The organism is Streptomyces sp. HUAS MG91 (genome assembly GCF_040529335.1).
GTDB classification, from domain to species: domain Bacteria; phylum Actinomycetota; class Actinomycetes; order Streptomycetales; family Streptomycetaceae; genus Streptomyces; species Streptomyces tabacisoli.
Genome location: NZ_CP159534.1, coordinates 7,488,583 through 7,502,673 on the forward strand (window position 1 = coordinate 7,488,583; position 14,091 = coordinate 7,502,673).

The 14,091-nt window shown below is 70.7% G+C and carries 16 protein-coding genes and 1 pseudogene; 15 read left to right on the forward strand and 2 right to left on the reverse strand.

What is annotated here, in order from left to right; all coding sequences use genetic code 11:
- The first annotated feature begins 154 nt into the window (after nucleotides 1–154).
- A complete protein-coding gene (locus tag ABII15_RS33840) occupies nucleotides 155–1,348 on the forward strand; it encodes a PP2C family protein-serine/threonine phosphatase (RefSeq protein ID WP_353946088.1) in 1,194 nt (397 codons plus the stop codon).
- 15 nt (nucleotides 1,349–1,363) lie between these two features.
- On the opposite strand, the gene ABII15_RS33845 is transcribed toward ABII15_RS33840, so the two are convergent.
- Nucleotides 1,364–1,861 (reverse strand): MarR family transcriptional regulator, encoded by a 498-nt coding sequence (locus ABII15_RS33845; RefSeq protein WP_353946089.1) that lies wholly within the window; start codon nucleotides 1,859–1,861, stop codon nucleotides 1,364–1,366.
- Nucleotides 1,862–2,252: 391 nt separating this feature from the next.
- Here ABII15_RS33845 and ABII15_RS33850 point away from each other — a divergent pair, with 391 nt between their 5' ends.
- The 13 genes from ABII15_RS33850 to ABII15_RS33910 all read left to right on the forward strand — a co-directional run bounded on the left by ABII15_RS33850 (nucleotide 2,253) and on the right by ABII15_RS33910 (nucleotide 13,177).
- On the forward strand, nucleotides 2,253–3,923 hold the full coding sequence (locus ABII15_RS33850) for a PP2C family protein-serine/threonine phosphatase (protein ID WP_353946090.1): 1,671 nt from the start codon (nucleotides 2,253–2,255) through the stop codon (nucleotides 3,921–3,923).
- Nucleotides 3,920–5,044: a cobalamin-dependent protein gene (locus ABII15_RS33855; RefSeq protein ID WP_353946091.1), complete on the forward strand. Its 1,125-nt coding sequence runs from the start codon at nucleotides 3,920–3,922 to the stop codon at nucleotides 5,042–5,044. Before ABII15_RS33850 ends, ABII15_RS33855 begins: the two co-directional genes overlap by 4 nt.
- Nucleotides 5,041–5,460, forward strand: coding sequence for an STAS domain-containing protein (locus tag ABII15_RS33860; protein WP_353946092.1), 420 nt, complete (start codon nucleotides 5,041–5,043; stop codon nucleotides 5,458–5,460). The genes ABII15_RS33855 and ABII15_RS33860 overlap by 4 nt, the downstream gene beginning before the upstream one ends.
- A 106-nt stretch (nucleotides 5,461–5,566) precedes the next feature.
- Complete coding sequence (locus tag ABII15_RS33865) at nucleotides 5,567–6,400, forward strand: SigB/SigF/SigG family RNA polymerase sigma factor (protein WP_353947285.1); 834 nt, start codon at nucleotides 5,567–5,569, stop codon at nucleotides 6,398–6,400.
- 76 nt (nucleotides 6,401–6,476) lie between these two features.
- On the forward strand, nucleotides 6,477–6,758 hold the full coding sequence (locus ABII15_RS33870; RefSeq protein WP_353946093.1) for a WhiB family transcriptional regulator: 282 nt from the start codon (nucleotides 6,477–6,479) through the stop codon (nucleotides 6,756–6,758).
- 344 nt (nucleotides 6,759–7,102) lie between these two features.
- Nucleotides 7,103–7,246 carry a hypothetical protein gene (locus ABII15_RS33875; RefSeq protein WP_353946094.1) on the forward strand — a complete coding sequence of 48 codons (144 nt, stop codon included), beginning with the start codon at nucleotides 7,103–7,105 and terminating at the stop codon, nucleotides 7,244–7,246.
- 131 nt (nucleotides 7,247–7,377) lie between these two features.
- Nucleotides 7,378–7,863, forward strand: a complete 486-nt coding sequence (locus tag ABII15_RS33880; RefSeq protein WP_353946095.1) for a DUF2975 domain-containing protein — start codon at nucleotides 7,378–7,380, stop codon at nucleotides 7,861–7,863.
- Nucleotides 7,863–8,108: a helix-turn-helix transcriptional regulator gene (locus ABII15_RS33885; protein ID WP_353946096.1), complete on the forward strand. Its 246-nt coding sequence runs from the start codon at nucleotides 7,863–7,865 to the stop codon at nucleotides 8,106–8,108. The genes ABII15_RS33880 and ABII15_RS33885 overlap by 1 nt, the downstream gene beginning before the upstream one ends.
- A gap of 351 nt (nucleotides 8,109–8,459) precedes the next feature.
- Entirely contained in the window at nucleotides 8,460–9,566 is a 1,107-nt protein-coding gene (locus tag ABII15_RS33890) for an LLM class flavin-dependent oxidoreductase (protein ID WP_353946097.1), read from the forward strand.
- Nucleotides 9,563–10,441 (forward strand): ABC transporter permease, encoded by an 879-nt coding sequence (locus ABII15_RS33895; RefSeq protein ID WP_353946098.1) that lies wholly within the window; start codon nucleotides 9,563–9,565, stop codon nucleotides 10,439–10,441. The genes ABII15_RS33890 and ABII15_RS33895 overlap by 4 nt, the downstream gene beginning before the upstream one ends.
- Nucleotides 10,442–10,490: 49 nt before the next feature.
- Complete coding sequence (locus ABII15_RS33900) at nucleotides 10,491–11,528, forward strand: ABC transporter substrate-binding protein (RefSeq protein ID WP_353946099.1); 1,038 nt, start codon at nucleotides 10,491–10,493, stop codon at nucleotides 11,526–11,528.
- A gap of 52 nt (nucleotides 11,529–11,580) precedes the next feature.
- Nucleotides 11,581–12,315 carry an ABC transporter ATP-binding protein gene (locus ABII15_RS33905; protein ID WP_353947286.1) on the forward strand — a complete coding sequence of 245 codons (735 nt, stop codon included), beginning with the start codon at nucleotides 11,581–11,583 and terminating at the stop codon, nucleotides 12,313–12,315.
- A gap of 403 nt (nucleotides 12,316–12,718) precedes the next feature.
- Complete coding sequence (locus tag ABII15_RS33910; RefSeq protein WP_353946100.1) at nucleotides 12,719–13,177, forward strand: hypothetical protein; 459 nt, start codon at nucleotides 12,719–12,721, stop codon at nucleotides 13,175–13,177.
- An 18-nt stretch (nucleotides 13,178–13,195) separates the two neighbouring features.
- Here the strand turns inward: ABII15_RS33910 and ABII15_RS33915 are convergent.
- Nucleotides 13,196–13,627 (reverse strand): annotated as a pseudogene (locus ABII15_RS33915) (ATP-binding protein); the annotation flags it as partial.
- A gap of 168 nt (nucleotides 13,628–13,795) precedes the next feature.
- Here ABII15_RS33915 and ABII15_RS33920 point away from each other — a divergent pair.
- Nucleotides 13,796–14,047: a hypothetical protein gene (locus tag ABII15_RS33920; RefSeq protein ID WP_353946101.1), complete on the forward strand. Its 252-nt coding sequence runs from the start codon at nucleotides 13,796–13,798 to the stop codon at nucleotides 14,045–14,047.
- Nucleotides 14,048–14,091: the final 44 nt, after the last annotated feature.

The window sequence follows — 14,091 nt, forward strand, 5'->3', positions numbered from 1 at the left end:
GAGGTCAACACCCGCTGAACGCTTCGGTCGTGAGAGATACACTCAACCGTTGCATCCCGACAATATTTGCCGGGATGCAATGATTCTGTTCGGCCGTTCGGCCTGATCCCCCGACCATCGCTGAGCTGTGCTCGCACCACCGACGAAGGCTGCCGTGACTAACTTCCTGGCCGTGGAACGCGCGCTGCGCACCGCCGCGCCGTACGACCTCCTTCCGGCGGCGCGGGCCGCGCTGGCCGAGCACTACGGGGCGGTGCAGGTCGAACTGCTGCTCGCCGACTACAGCACCAAGGTGCTCCAGTCCGTCGCCGACGGCCGGACCGAACCCCGGCAGGTGCCGATCAAGGGCAGCCCGCAGGGGCGCGCCTTCGACAGCCGCGAGCGCGTCCAGGTGGTCGGGCACCAGGAGTGCGTCGACCTCTACGTGCCGGTGACCGCGCACGGGGACCGGCTCGGGATCCTGTCCGTGCGGCTGCCCGTCCGGCCCGCCGAGGAGAAGGTCGCGCCGCAGGTGCTCGACGAGATCACCGCGATCGCCGACATCGTCGGGCACGAGATCCTCGTCGCGGAACGCGACACGGACGTCTACCTCCAGGCCCGCCGCGCCAGCCGCCTCACGCTCGCCGCGGAGGTGCAGTGGCACCTCCTTCCCGGCCGTGCCTGCGCCCGCAAGGAGTACGAGATCGGGGCTCAGCTGGAGCCCGCGTACGCCATCTACGGCGACAACTTCGACTGGGCGGAGACCGCGAGCACGCTCACCCTCAGCATCACCAACGGCATGGGTGAGGGCATCCAGGCCGCGCTGCTGACGAGCCTGGCCGTCAACGCCCTGCGCAACGCCCGTCGGGCGGGCATCGGCATCGCGGACCAGGCGGCGCTGGCCGACCAGGCGCTGTTCGCCCAGTACCGCGGCGAGGAGTACGTCGCCACGCTCCTGCTCTCCTTCGACCTGGACACCGGCCGCGTCCAGGTCGTCGACGGGGGCTCTCCCCAGCTGTGGCGCCACCGGGACAGGACGGTGGAGCACATCGAGTTCGACGCGCAGATGCCGCTGGGCATGTTCGAGGAGACCGACTACGTCACGCAGGACTTCCGGGTGGTGCCGGGGGACCGCCTGATCTTCGTCAGCGACGGGGTCTTCGCCGCGCTCTCCGACAAGGGCGAGACCTTCGGCGAGAAGATGCTGGCCCGCGCGATCCAGGCGGCCCGGCTGCTGCCCGCCGCCGCGGTGCCCCGTGCGATCCTCCAGGACCTGTCCGCGTATCTGGATCAGGGGGCGGGCCCAGAGGTCGCCGACGACGCGCTGGTGCTCTGCCTGGACTGGTTCGGCCGCGACGTCCGGTCCTGACCCGCGCGAGGAGACTCAGGGGCGGCGCGGTTCGTCGGGTTCGGCCGCGCGCGACGCGGCGGCGAAAGCGGTCAGCCCGCTCAGCAGCTGCCCGCGCGTGTCGCTCGACATGAGGTCGAGCACCTCGCGGAGCAGGAGTTCCCGCCGGGCCGACACGGCGTCGAGCGCGTCCTGTCCGCGCCGGGTCAGGGCGAGGCGGATCGTGCGCCGGTTCGTCGGCTGGGGTTCCCGCCGGATCATGCCGGCCGCTTCGAGCCGGTCGCACAGCCGGCTGGCGGCCGACGGTGCGGTGCCGACCGCGCCGGCCAGCGCGCCCAGGGTGAGGCCCGGCGCGGTCCTGACGGCGTGCAGGGCGTGCAGTTGCAGGGCGGAGAGCTGCGGGGTGCCGGTCCTGGCCGTGCGTGTCCACAGAGCCACGAGTGTGTCGACTGCCGCGGCCGTGTCCGCGGGCAGGGAGGAGCGGGGATCCTCCGGTGGGCCGATGTGGTCGGTGCGACCGTCACCGTCTTCCATGAGATGAAGTGCACCTCTCGGGGCTGAGGCTGTCGGTGCGGGTATGTCACGTGTTCCCGATCCACGGGATATATCCGTCTGGCGGCGTGACCATATGGGGATGGTTGTGAAGGTTTGGGAGATATCGGCCGATCGCGCGGGGGTTTCGCGCGTCGTGAGCCGTTGCGCATAGAAACGCTCGGCCCTGGTACCCGGTCCCGCGATCGGTTCCGGCGGCGGCATGGTTGCCGCGAGGCCCTTGATCGTGCGACTGTTGCCCTATGGCAACTATGTTGGTTCGTAAGGATCAAGGAGCAGCCTAGGTCAGTTGTCCAACGTTGTTAACTGCCCTAGACCCCAACGAAGGGTGGTGGGGGCCGCGCTCTGCGGGTCCCGTGCGATGAAAACCCCAATGGAGCCGATCGGCTCCCGAAGTGCCCGCCCCGCGGCCGGTCCCGCCGGCCGCAGCATCCCGTACCCGTCGGTCACGGTGGACCGAAGGGGCCGCGTACTGTCCTGCAACGACCGGGCCGGTGCTCTCCTGGAGAGGGTACGGGCCGGGGCGCTGCTGTCGGACGTGGCGCCTTCCTGGCTGGCCGACGCGCACGCCGAGGCCCTGCGCGCCGTCGGCGGCGACGGCCCGACCCCGGTCGAGGCCGCCCGCGGCCCGATCGGCGAGGCGACGGTGGACGCGTTCCCCAGCCGCACCGCCGACGGCTCCGTGGCGTGGTGGCTGGTCGACGACAGCGATCTGCGCGGCGTACGCGACGAGCTGGCCGGTGAGCGGGACCGCTCACGAGTTCTCCAGGAGATCTCCGGCGAACTCCTGGCGTCCCTGAACGTGGACCGATGCATGGAGGTGACCGCTCGTATGGCCGCGCAGCACCTCGCGGACGCGGCGGTCATCGTCGGCGTCCGGGCCGGCCGGCTCTACCCCGTGACCCGCTGTGTCACCGGCGGACCGGTGGAGCAGGAGAAGATCGCGGTGGACCCGGACAGCATGCCGGGACTCCCGGAGGCCCTCGCGGGCTTCCCTCCCGTGCCCTCGCGCTGGATCGACCCGGCGCAGGTCCCGGACTGGGCGGTCCCGCGCCAGTTCACGGAAGGGGGCGCGGAGATCGGCTCCGTCGTGGTGGTGCCGCTGCCCGGGCACGGCGTGCCGGCCGGTGCCATCGTGCTGCTGCGGCAGTCCGAGGAAGCCGCGTTCACCGAGGCCGAGGAGGCCTTCGCCCGGCTCTTCGCCGCCCGCGCCGGTGTGGCCCTGTCCGCGGCGCGGATCTACGCCGAGCAGTCGCACATCACCGACGTCCTGATGCGGGAACTGCTGCCGCCGGTCCTCGAGGGCGTGCACGGCATCGACTTCTCCGGCCGCTACCGTGCCGCCACCGCCACCGAGCGGGTCGGCGGCGACTTCTACGACGTCCACCCCGCCGAGAGCGCGGACGCGGAGACCTTCGCGGTCCTGGGCGACGTGTGCGGCAAGGGACTCGAGGCGGCCGTGCTGACCGGCAAGATCCGCAACACCATCGAGGCACTGCTGCCGTTCGCCGCCGACCACCTCAAGCTGCTCACGCTGCTGAACAACGCGCTGCTGTCCTCGCACCACACGCGCTTCGCGACCCTCGCCCTGGCGTCCGTGCGGCGGGACGGGAACCGGCTGCGCCTGCGGGTGTCCAGCGCCGGTCACCCCACGCCGCTGATCCTGCGCGCCGACGGGCGGGTCGAGGAGGCGGACACCAAGGGAGTCCTGATCGGCGCGCTCCCCACCGACCTGCTGAAGATCACCACGGCATCCGTCGACCTCGCGCCGGGCGAGACCTGCCTGCTCTACTCCGACGGCATCACCGAGGCCCGCGGCGGCCCGCTCGGCGACGTCCTGTTCGGCGAGGAGCGCCTGCACCACACGCTGGCCGAGTGCGCCGGAATGCCCGCCGAGGCGGTCACCGAACGGGTGCAGATGGTCGCGACCCAGTGGGCCGACGGCGTCCCGCACGACGACATGGCGCTGCTGTCCATCACCGCGCCCCGCAGGAACCATCTCGCGGCCGTGGACGGGCACACTCGGGGCAGGTTCACTCCATGACCACACAGAACAACACCCGCGCAAGCGTGGCCGAACCCGGCCTGGAGGAACTGCGCGAGCAGCTGTGGCGGGCGGCGATCGACTGCGACGAGACGCACGCGATCGCCCTGGTGCGCCACGCCGTGGGCCCGGACACCTCACCGCAGGTGCGGGCCGCGGCGGAGCGGACCCTGCTGGAGCTGATCGCACCGGTGCAGGAGCGCGTCGGCGTGCAATGGGCGGCCAACACCATCACCGTGGCGCAGGAACACGCGGCCACCGCGATCAACGAGCGGTGCATCTCCGCCGTCGCCGACGTGGCCGCGTCCGCACCCGTCCCCGCGCACGCCGCCACGGAACCGCTGGGCCGGGTGACCGTCGCCTGCGTGGACGGCGAGTGGCACGCCCTGCCCGCCCGCCTGGTCACCGAGGTGCTGCGGCTGCGCGGCTGGCACGTGGACTACCTGGGCGCGCAGGTGCCGACCGAGCACCTGATCGCCCACCTCCACCAGCGGAAGGCCGAAGCCGTCCTGCTGTCCTCGTCGATCCCCTCGCACCTGCCCACCGCCCACACCGCGATCAGCGCCTGCCAGGCGGCGGGCGTCCCGGTCGTCGCGGGCGGCGCCGCGTTCGGCCCCGGAGGGCGCTATGCCCGCCGGATGCAGGCCGCCTGGGCCCCGGACGCCGTCGGCGCGCACACCCTGCTGACGCGGGGACTCGACCGGCCCACCGCGGACGCGGCCCGGCTGCCCGACCTGGACCTGCCCCACCTCAACGACCAGGAGTACACCCTGGTCAGACAGTCGAAGCGGCAACTGGTCAAGCAGACGCTCACCGACGTCGAGGACGCGTTCCCGCCGATGCGCGCCTACAGCGCGTACCAACGCGAGCGCACCGCCGAGGACATCGACCACATCGTCACCTACCTGGCCACCGCCGTGTACGTCGACGACGCCGAGCTGTTCACCACCTTCGTCGGGTGGACCGCCGGCATCCTCCAGGCCCGCGGCGTCCCGCCGCGCAGCCTGCTGCCCGCACTCGACTCCCTGCGCCACCAGTTGAAGGATTTCCCGCGCGCCGGCCACATCCTCACCGCGGCGCGCGATGCCCTGACCGTTCCCGGACCCGGACAGCCCGCATGACCGCCGCCTACGCCCCCTTCCACCTCGCCGTCGCCGGCCTGCGCGACGGCGTACTGACCCTCGTCCTGGTCGGAGCGCTCGACTACGACACCAGCGACTCCTTCACCCTGCAGACCGGCCGGGTCCTCGACGAGCACCCCGCGGCGCGCGTGCTCCGGCTGGACTGCGCGGGCCTGCTCGGCATCGACTCCATGGGCCTGTCCACCCTGCTCGCCCTGCGCCGCAGGCTCGACGGGGCCGGCATGGCCCTGCACCTCACCGCACGCCCCCGGAACCTGGAACGGCTGCTGACCATCACGGGGACCCACGATTACCTCATCGGTGAACCGGCGTCACCGCAGACCGAACAGGAGCCCGCCGGCGCCGAGTCCCGGCCGGCTCCGCTGGAGGGCGCGCCACCGCAGAGCGGCAGATGACCACGAGGACCGGCGCGGAGCGTTCCACGCCGCACACGACATCAGAGCACCAGTTCACAGAGGCGGACACATGATCAGCGTGACCGAACAGGAACACACCCGCGGCATGGACGCGGAGGCCGAGGAGAGCCTGGTCACCCGCGCTTGTGCGGATCCGTCGTCGATAGCGCCGAAGGACGCCCGGGGCGTCGTTCGGGAGCTCTTCCACCGGTTCGCCGAACTCGAGGAGGGCACGGCCGAGTACAGCTATGTGCGCAAGGTCCTCATCGAGGTGAACCTCTCTCTCGTGCAGTACGTGGCGACCCGCTTCAGACACCGCGGGGCGCAGCAGATGGACGACATCACCCAGGTCGGAACGATCGGTCTGATCAAGGCGATCGACCGCTTCGAACTGTCCCGGGAGGTCGAGTTCACCTCCTTCGCCATCCCCTACATCACCGGCGAGATCAAGCGGTTCTTCCGCGACACGTCGTGGGCCGTGCACGTGCCCCGCCGGCTCCAGGAGGCCCGGCTCGAACTGTCCAGGGCCACCGAGGAGTTGCGCACCCGCCTGGGCCGGCTGCCGTCGACGGCCGAGCTTGCGGAGCTGATGCAGCTGGAACCGGCGGAGGTCGCCGAGGTCCAGAAGGCGGCCAACGGCTACAACGCCGTCTCGCTGGACGCCACCATCAGCGGACCCGACGACCGGACGGAGACCCTGCTGGCCGACTTCGTCGGCGTCGACGAGGAGCGCTTCGAACTCGTCGAGAACTTCCACTCCCTGGCCCCGCTCATCGCCGAACTGGGCGACCGCGAACGGCGCCTGATCCATCTGCGCTTCGTCGAGGAGCGGACACAGCGCGAGATCGCCGACGACATCGGCTGCTCGCAGATGCACGTGTCCCGGCTGATCACCCAGGTGATGGAGCGGCTCCGGGCCGGTCTGATGACGACCCAGTAGGCCCCGCGGCCCCGGTGACCGCCGTCGGCGGCGAGCTGATCGGCGTAGAAGCCGCGAGCGGGGGCAACAGGGGCATGTGGAGTGGGAAGAGCAAGCGAGCTGCTGCGCGGTGGATCCCGACGAGATGTTTCTCGAGGGCGCCGCGCAGTCGCACGCCAAGAGCATCTGCAAGCCGTGCCCCGTGCGCACCGAGTGCCTTGCCCATGCCCTGGACCAGCGCATCCAGTACGGGCTGTGGGGCGGCATGACGGAGCGCGAGCGCCGCGCACTCCTGCGGCGCCGGCCCGACGTCGACTCCTGGGCAGAGCTGCTGGAGACCGCGCGACGACACCACGCGCGAACGGCCGTGGACGCCTAGGGCGCCCGGTGCCCACGAGGTACCGGATTTCTTTCGTCACCGTTCGGCAACAGGCGTGAACCGCCGCACCGAGGGCCCCGTAGACCCCGGTGTGCGCGGTTCACCAGGCCGTGCGCGAGTCGAGACGAGAGACGCGCAGAGGAAGGGGGCGTCGTGTCGCGCATTCGCATTCCCGTGGACGATCTCGCGGACATCATGGACGCACTGCGGCACATTCGTGAACGCATAGCGGCGAATGGATCAAGAACCCGTTCAGCGGCTGGAAGCCGACGCCGATCTTCTCCGCGCCGCCACAGATCGCGCTCGACCTGCTCGAGGGTGGCGCCACGGTCTCCAGGCCGCCGATGATTCTGGTGGCCGGACCGCCGGGACTGTCGCTCATCGACGGCATCCTGGACACGCTGGGGCTCATCACCGGGATCGGCGGCCTGATCTGCGGGCCCATCGAGTTCTCCGGCCATGCGCCGGGCGGTGCGGTCGAAGCCTGATCCGCGACGCCGGCCGCACCAGCCGTTGACCTGTCCCGTCCGTTAACGCCCTGTACTGGCCCCGCCCTTGTCCCATCTATCGAATCTCGATAGATTCCCGCCGTAAGTCGATGGATGAGCAGGAGTGGGTCATGGGACAGCTGACCGTGCGCGCGTTGCGCGCCGTACTCGTGGTGGTGTTCGCAGGCACCGTGTTCGTGCAGGTGTCGATGGTGTGGGCGTTGTTCCAAGACCCCGAGGACGGGTCGCTCCCGCTGACTCCGCTGCGGCTGGTCACGATCCTCGGCATGGTGTCGGCGCAGGTCGCCCTGGTCTGCGTATGGCGGCTGGTGGCGATGGTCCGCCGCGGGACGGTCTTCTCCCACGCCGCCTTCCGGTACGTGAACGGCATGATCGGCGCGATCGTGGGCGCCGCCCTCGTCTGGTTCACGGTCACCGCCCTCAACGCGCCGGGCCAGCGCGAGGATCCGGGCGTCACCCTCATCATGGGCGGCGTGGGCGTGGCCATCCTGGGCGTCGCGCTCATCGTGCTCGTCCTGCGCATGCTGCTCGCCCAGGCCGTCGCGCGCGACGGCGAGGCGACGCGGATGCGGGCGGAGCTGGACGGGGTGATCTGATGCCCATCGTCGTCGACATCGACGTGATGCTGGCCCGCCGCAAGATGTCCGTCGGCGATCTCGCGGAGCGCGTGGGCATCACGCCCGCCAATCTGGCGGTGCTCAAGAACGGCCGCGCCAAAGCGGTACGGTTCGCCACCCTCGCCGCGCTCTGCGAGGCGCTCGACTGCCAGCCGGGCGATCTGCTGCGCTGGGAGGCCGCGGACGCCGCCGAGGCCGAGGAGGTCGGCGCGGCCGGCCGGTGAGCAGATGCTGCTGAGGGGCGCGGCGGGCCGGTTCGGCGATCCACATGATGGACGTGGCTTGTTGCGGATGCGGGGTTCGGGTCATCATGCGGCCATGAACCCCGCTCTGGTCTCCCGCCGCCACGTGGATCTGCTGCGTGTCTCCGGGATGCTCTGTCGGGTCGACGCGCTCTGTCGCGCGCACTGTTGCTGACCGCTCCATCGGGCCGTAGCGACCCCTTTCCGCCGCCGACCGCACGGGTTCCCCGGACCGCCGGGTGGGTCTGACACTCCGACACCACCACGCGGGCCGCCGGGCGTTGGCGTGCTCCCCGTCCTCATGTCCGGACTTCCCCGTCGAGGTGTGCCCGCATGTCCACCCCTGGCCCCGTTCTGCACTGGTTCCTGCCCACGGGCGGTGACGGTCGCGACCCGGGCGGTGTCACCGCCGTCCAGGGCCGTACCGCAGCCGCCACCCGCCGCGCCGCCGACCTCGGCTATCTCGCCCAGGTCGCCCGCGCCGCCGAGCGCGCGGGGTTCGCCGGACTGCTGACCCCGGTGGGGCTCGGCTGCGTCGATCCGTGGGTGCTCACCCCGGCGATCGCCGCCGTCACCGAACGCATCGGGTTCCTCGTCGCCTTCCGCGCCGGACTCGCCCAGCCCACGCTCGTCGCCCAACAGGCCGACACCTTCCGCCGGTTGTTCGGCGACCGCATCGCCCTGAACGTGGTCACCGGCGGCGACCCGGCCGAGCAGCGGGCGTACGGCGACCAGCTCCCCAAGGAGGAGCGCTACGCCAGGACCGGCGAACTCATGCACGTCGTACGGGAGTTGCTGGACGGCAAACCCGTCGACTTCGCGGGACGCCATGTCCGTGTGGAGGGCGCCCGCCTCGACGGCGCGGCCACGCGGTCCCGCGTCCCCCTCTACTTCGGCGGCGCGTCCGCGGCCGCCGAGGACGTCGCCGCACGCCATGCCGAGGTCCATCTCCTGTGGGGCGAAGCGCCGGCGGCGATCGCCGAACGCATCGCGCGCGTACGGGACAAGGCCGCACAGCTGGGCCGCCGGCCGCGATTCGGGATCCGGCTGCACATCATCACCCGGGACACCGCCGCCGAGGCCTGGGCGGAGGCCGACCGGATCCTCGCCGGACTCGACCCGGCGGCCGTCCGCGCCTCCCAGGAACGCTTCGCCCGCATGGACTCGACCGGACAGGCGCGGATGGCCGCCCTGCACGGCGGCTCGGCCGAGAACCTGACCGTGGCACCCAACCTGTGGGCCGGCATCGGACTCGTGCGCGAGGGCGCCGGGACCGCACTGGTCGGCTCGCACGACGAGGTCGCCCAACGGCTCGACGAATACCGGAAGTTGGGGATCGACGAGTTCATCCTGTCCGGCTATCCGCACCTGGAGGAGGCCTACCGGGTCGGCGAAGAGGTCGCACCCCGGCTGCGGGCCCTCGCCGAGGCGGCGGCGTGACCCTGACCGAGGAGACAGCCGCGGCGCCGGACACCCGCCCCGCGCCGGACGGATCCCGCCCCTCCCGCGGACGGCGCACCTGGGCGGCGGCCGCCGCGCTGCGCTGGACCGCCCTGCGCCTGCTCGCCCTCGTCGTCCTCGTCGCCGCCTGGCAGGCCGTGGTCGGCGCGGGCGTCTGGCCGCGCGTCCTCGTCCCCTCACCCGGAGACGTCTGGCACGCCTTCGTCGAGGCGTCGACCGTCCACGACGGAGTACGCGGATTCAGCAACCACCTGCTCGTCGAACACCTCGGGGTCTCCCTGCGCCGGATCGGCATCGGCACGGGGTACGCGGCCCTGGCCGGCGTTCCGCTGGGGCTGCTGATCGGCGTGGTCAACCCGGTCGCGGTGATCCTGGAGCCCGCCGTCACCTTCCTGCGTACGCTGCCCCCGCTGGCGTACCTGTCGCTGCTGGTCATCTGGTTCGGCATCGACGAGTCCCCGAAGATCTGGCTCCTCGTCATCGCCGCGCTGCCGCCCATCGCGGCGGCCACCGCCGCCGCCGTGCGCGGGGTCCCGGCCGATCTGGTGGAGGCCGCGCGGGCGCTGGGCGCCGGCCCCGTGTCGCTGCTGCTCTCCGTACGGCTGCCCGCCGCCCTGCCGGAGATCCTGACCGGCGTACGGATCGCGGTCGGCATCGCGTACACCTCGGTCGTCGCCGCCGAGACCATCAACGGCACACCGGGCATCGGCGGCATGATCCGGGACGCGCAGCGCTACAACCAGACCGACGTCGTCATCGCCGGGATCATCGCCATCGGCCTCTCCGGGATCGTCCTCGACGCGCTCTTCAAGGGCGTGGAGCGGCTGGCGGTCCCCTGGCGCGGCCGTGCCTGACCCCGCCACCGTCACCGCCCGTCCCCACTCCCCGTACGAAGGAACCGCCATGTCCGCCGCACCGCCCCGCACCGCCCTCCTCGCCGCCGCCGTCGCCCTGGTCGCGCTCACCGCGTCCGCCTGCGGCGACGGCGCCGACGCCGCCGAAGGGGGCGGAAAGACCCAGGTGCGCATCGCCTACCAGGCGATACCCAACGCCGACCTGGTGGTGAAGAACCAGCGGCTCCTGGAGAAGGCCCTTCCGGACGTCGACGTGAAGTGGGTGAAGTTCGACTCGGGCGGCGACGTGAACACGGCGGTCATCGCCGGCGCCGTCGATCTCGGGCTCGCCGGCTCCAGCCCCGTCACCAAGGGCCTCTCGGCACCGCTGAACATCCCGTACAAGGTGGTGTGGATCCACGACGTGATCGGCGAGAACGAAGCCCTCGTCGCCAAGAAGGGCATCGGGTCCGTCAAGGCGCTCAAGGGCAGGAAGATCGCCACGCCCTTCGGCTCCACCTCCCACTACTCCCTGCTCGCCGCGCTGGAGTCGGCCGGCCTCAAGGCGTCCGACGTCACCCTCGTCGACCTCCAGCCGCAGGACGCGCTGGCCGCCTGGCAGCGCGGAGACATCGACGCCGCGTACGTGTGGACGCCCGCGCTCACCGATCTGGAGAAGGACGGCAAGGTACTCGTCACCAGCCGGGAGATCGCCGAGCAGGGCAAGCCGACCGCCGACCTCGGCGTGGTCACCACCGCGTTCGCCGCCGAGCACCCGAAGATCGTGGACGCCTGGCTCACGGCGGAGGACCAGGCCGTCAAGCTCGCCAAGAGCGACCCCGACAAGGCGGCGACCGCCATCGGCGCCGAACTCGACCTCGGTGCGGGGGAGGCCAAGAAGCAGCTCGCCCAACTGGTCCTGCTCACCGCCAAGGAGCAGCAGGGCGGCGACTACCTCGGCAGGCCCGGCGCCCCCGGCGCGCTCGCCCGGAACCTGCACGACGCGTCCGTCTTCCTCAAGAGCCAGAAAGCCATCGACGCCGTCCCGGACCAGTCGGTCTTCGACCGGGCCCTCGCGGTCAAGGAGCTGTCCCGTGCCGCGCGCTGAGGACGCCCCGACCGAGGCGCCCGCGACCGGCGCCGAACCGCCCGATGTCGAGCTGTCCGGGGTCGTCGTCCGCTACGGCACGGCCAAAGCCCCCGTGACGGCGGTCGACGACGTCTCGCTGACGGTCCGCCCCGGTGAGTTCGTGGTGCTCGTCGGACCGTCCGGATGCGGCAAGACGACACTGCTGCGCCTGATCGCCGGGTTCGAGCGGCCCGCCGCCGGGTCGGTGGAGGTGCGGCGCAAGGTCGGCGTCGTCTTCCAGCAGCCGCGCCTCTTCCCCTGGCGCACGGTGGGCGGCAACCTCGCCTTCGCGCTGGCCCGGCACGGCGTCGCCCGCGCCGAACGGGCCGCCCGCGCCGAGGAGTTGCTCTCCCTCGTGGGACTGTCCGGGACGGCAGGCCGGCGTACCTGGGAGCTGTCCGGCGGGCAGCAGCAGCGGGTGGCCATCGCCCGGGCGCTCGCCGCCGAACCGCAGATCCTGCTGATGGACGAGCCGTTCGCCGCCCTGGACGCCCTCACCCGCGAACGCCTCCAGGAGGAGGTCAGGACGCTGGCGGGGGTCACCGGGGCGACCGTGGTGTTCGTGACGCACTCCGCCGAGGAGGCCGTCCTGCTCGGCTCCCGCGTCGTGGTGATGGCGGCGGGCCCGGGCCGGGTCATCGACGAGGTGCCCGTCCCGCTGCCCCGCGGGGCGACGACCGATGTGGCGGCCCTGCGCGGCGACGCCCGGTTCGCCGCACTGCGCGCCGAACTCGCCGCCGTCACCCGCGACGCGGCGGCTGCCTAGGGCGTGTGTCGAAAGTCCTGCCTGACACCGCGGGGCCCGCCCTCCGGGCGGGCGTCAGGACTTTCGACACACGCCCTAACTGAGTGTTCAGTGCTATTTCATGGCGTCCTGCCCGGGTTTTCTGGTGGCAAGGGCGTGAGACGGGAGGGGCGGATGGGAAGAACTGTGATGAGAGAGGACTGTTTCATCCCGGCCTCCCCGTCTCCTCCCAAATCGCCCCGGCCCTGCACCCGATGACCCCTGGCCGGGCCGCGCCACTCGCGGTATTTCTGCAACATGGCCCCGTCAGTGACGCCGGATCTTCATGATCAATATCAGTGATTCTTGATGTCACTTTGCCGCCACGCGAGGGGTGACACGCCTCAGGCGTGCAACTCGTCTGCGTGTCGGTAGCATCGTGGTCATGCCCGATGTCTGGATCGGCTTCAACTCTGATGACCGCCGAAGGTACTGGTGGCGGAACGGCATCGTGACGCTTGCACTGGCCGCTGTGATGGTGGCGATGAGCTTGACCGCGCGTGGGCCGGTTGGATGGTGGCTGTTCGGGGCCTTCGGGGTCTTCTCGGTGGCAGTGGTTTTGAGCGCGATGAGCTCGATCTATGGCCGGGTGCTCCTCACCGCGGCGGGGTTGGAGTTCCGCACCCTCGTCAGCAGACGATCGATCCCGTGGAGCGAGGTAGCTGCGATCGAAAGGCGGCAGCGAGTGTTGCGGAGCGGAATCTGGTCGGACCTGCGGATCGTCGGATTTGGCAGGCGTTCGCTCACGATTCCGGGGACCTTCACCAACCGGATGAGGGATGCGGAGCTTGAGCGGAAGCAGGCTGTCATCCAAGAACGCTGGTCTCTCGCAATGAGTGATTGAAGGAGCGAGAAGCGGGGTTCAGCCAGTTGCTTCCTGTTCGACCAGAGCCCTGGTGCGGGCGAGCCGGTAGGACTCGGTGCCGGTATGGATGATCACACCGTTGAAGGTGAGCCGGTCGACGAGGGCCGCGCAAAGACGCGGGTCGGTGAACGTCTTCGCCCAGCCGCTGAACGACTCGTTGGAAGCGATCGCGACGCTGTTCTTCTCCTCGCGCTTGGTCAGAACCTGGAACAGCAACTCAGCCCCGCGGCGGTCGAGTTCCATGTAGTCGAGTTCGTCGATGCAGAGCAGGTCAACGCGTCCGTAGCCCGCGATCGTCTTCGACAGCTGCTTCTCATCGGCGGCCTCGACCAGCTCGTTGACGAGCTTGGTCGCCAACGCGTAGCGGACCCGGAAACCCTGCATGGCAGCCTCGGTGCCCAGCGTGATCAGCAGATGGGACTTGCCGCTGAAGGGAGGCGGCCGGTAGCGCGGTGCTGATCTCAATGTGCTCGGATGGGCCCACTTCCGCTGTCGGCGACGAGGTCGCATCGTCGCTGTACGTGGGCGTGGTGCGCCGAGTGGTTGGGGTGGTGATCGTGCCCAAGTGGCCGCAGGGGATGGGGATACGGTGCTGCCATGCTGCTGTCACCTGACGATGAACTTCGAGACCGAAATGACCTGGTCGCCTTTCTGCGTGATCTCCATCGCGACTTCCAACAGCGAGGTCATGAGTGGGGGAATCCGACACTCGACCACTTCCTGGAAGCCCTGACCGCGTGGATTGAGGGATCAGAGAGCTGGTACCGGCATGCCGGCAAAGAACTGCCGGCCGCAGGCGACTGGACCTTCTTTGCCCGAGCTCTTACGGCAGCAACCATCTACGAATAGCCGGATGCCGACCTGCCCGGGTAGGTCATTTCAAGAGATCCGTA

Coding starts and splice junctions, on each gene's coding strand:
- ABII15_RS33845 (WP_353946089.1), bottom strand. CDS start 1,861: ATGGAAGACGGTGACGGTCGCACCGACCACATCGGCCCACCGGAGGAT.
- ABII15_RS33850 (WP_353946090.1), top strand. CDS start 2,253: ATGGAGCCGATCGGCTCCCGAAGTGCCCGCCCCGCGGCCGGTCCCGCC.
- ABII15_RS33855 (WP_353946091.1), top strand. CDS start 3,920: ATGACCACACAGAACAACACCCGCGCAAGCGTGGCCGAACCCGGCCTG.
- ABII15_RS33860 (WP_353946092.1), top strand. CDS start 5,041: ATGACCGCCGCCTACGCCCCCTTCCACCTCGCCGTCGCCGGCCTGCGC.
- ABII15_RS33865 (WP_353947285.1), top strand. CDS start 5,567: ATGGACGCGGAGGCCGAGGAGAGCCTGGTCACCCGCGCTTGTGCGGAT.
- ABII15_RS33875 (WP_353946094.1), top strand. CDS start 7,103: ATGATTCTGGTGGCCGGACCGCCGGGACTGTCGCTCATCGACGGCATC.
- ABII15_RS33880 (WP_353946095.1), top strand. CDS start 7,378: ATGGGACAGCTGACCGTGCGCGCGTTGCGCGCCGTACTCGTGGTGGTG.
- ABII15_RS33885 (WP_353946096.1), top strand. CDS start 7,863: ATGCCCATCGTCGTCGACATCGACGTGATGCTGGCCCGCCGCAAGATG.
- ABII15_RS33890 (WP_353946097.1), top strand. CDS start 8,460: ATGTCCACCCCTGGCCCCGTTCTGCACTGGTTCCTGCCCACGGGCGGT.
- ABII15_RS33900 (WP_353946099.1), top strand. CDS start 10,491: ATGTCCGCCGCACCGCCCCGCACCGCCCTCCTCGCCGCCGCCGTCGCC.
- ABII15_RS33910 (WP_353946100.1), top strand. CDS start 12,719: ATGCCCGATGTCTGGATCGGCTTCAACTCTGATGACCGCCGAAGGTAC.
- ABII15_RS33920 (WP_353946101.1), top strand. CDS start 13,796: ATGCTGCTGTCACCTGACGATGAACTTCGAGACCGAAATGACCTGGTC.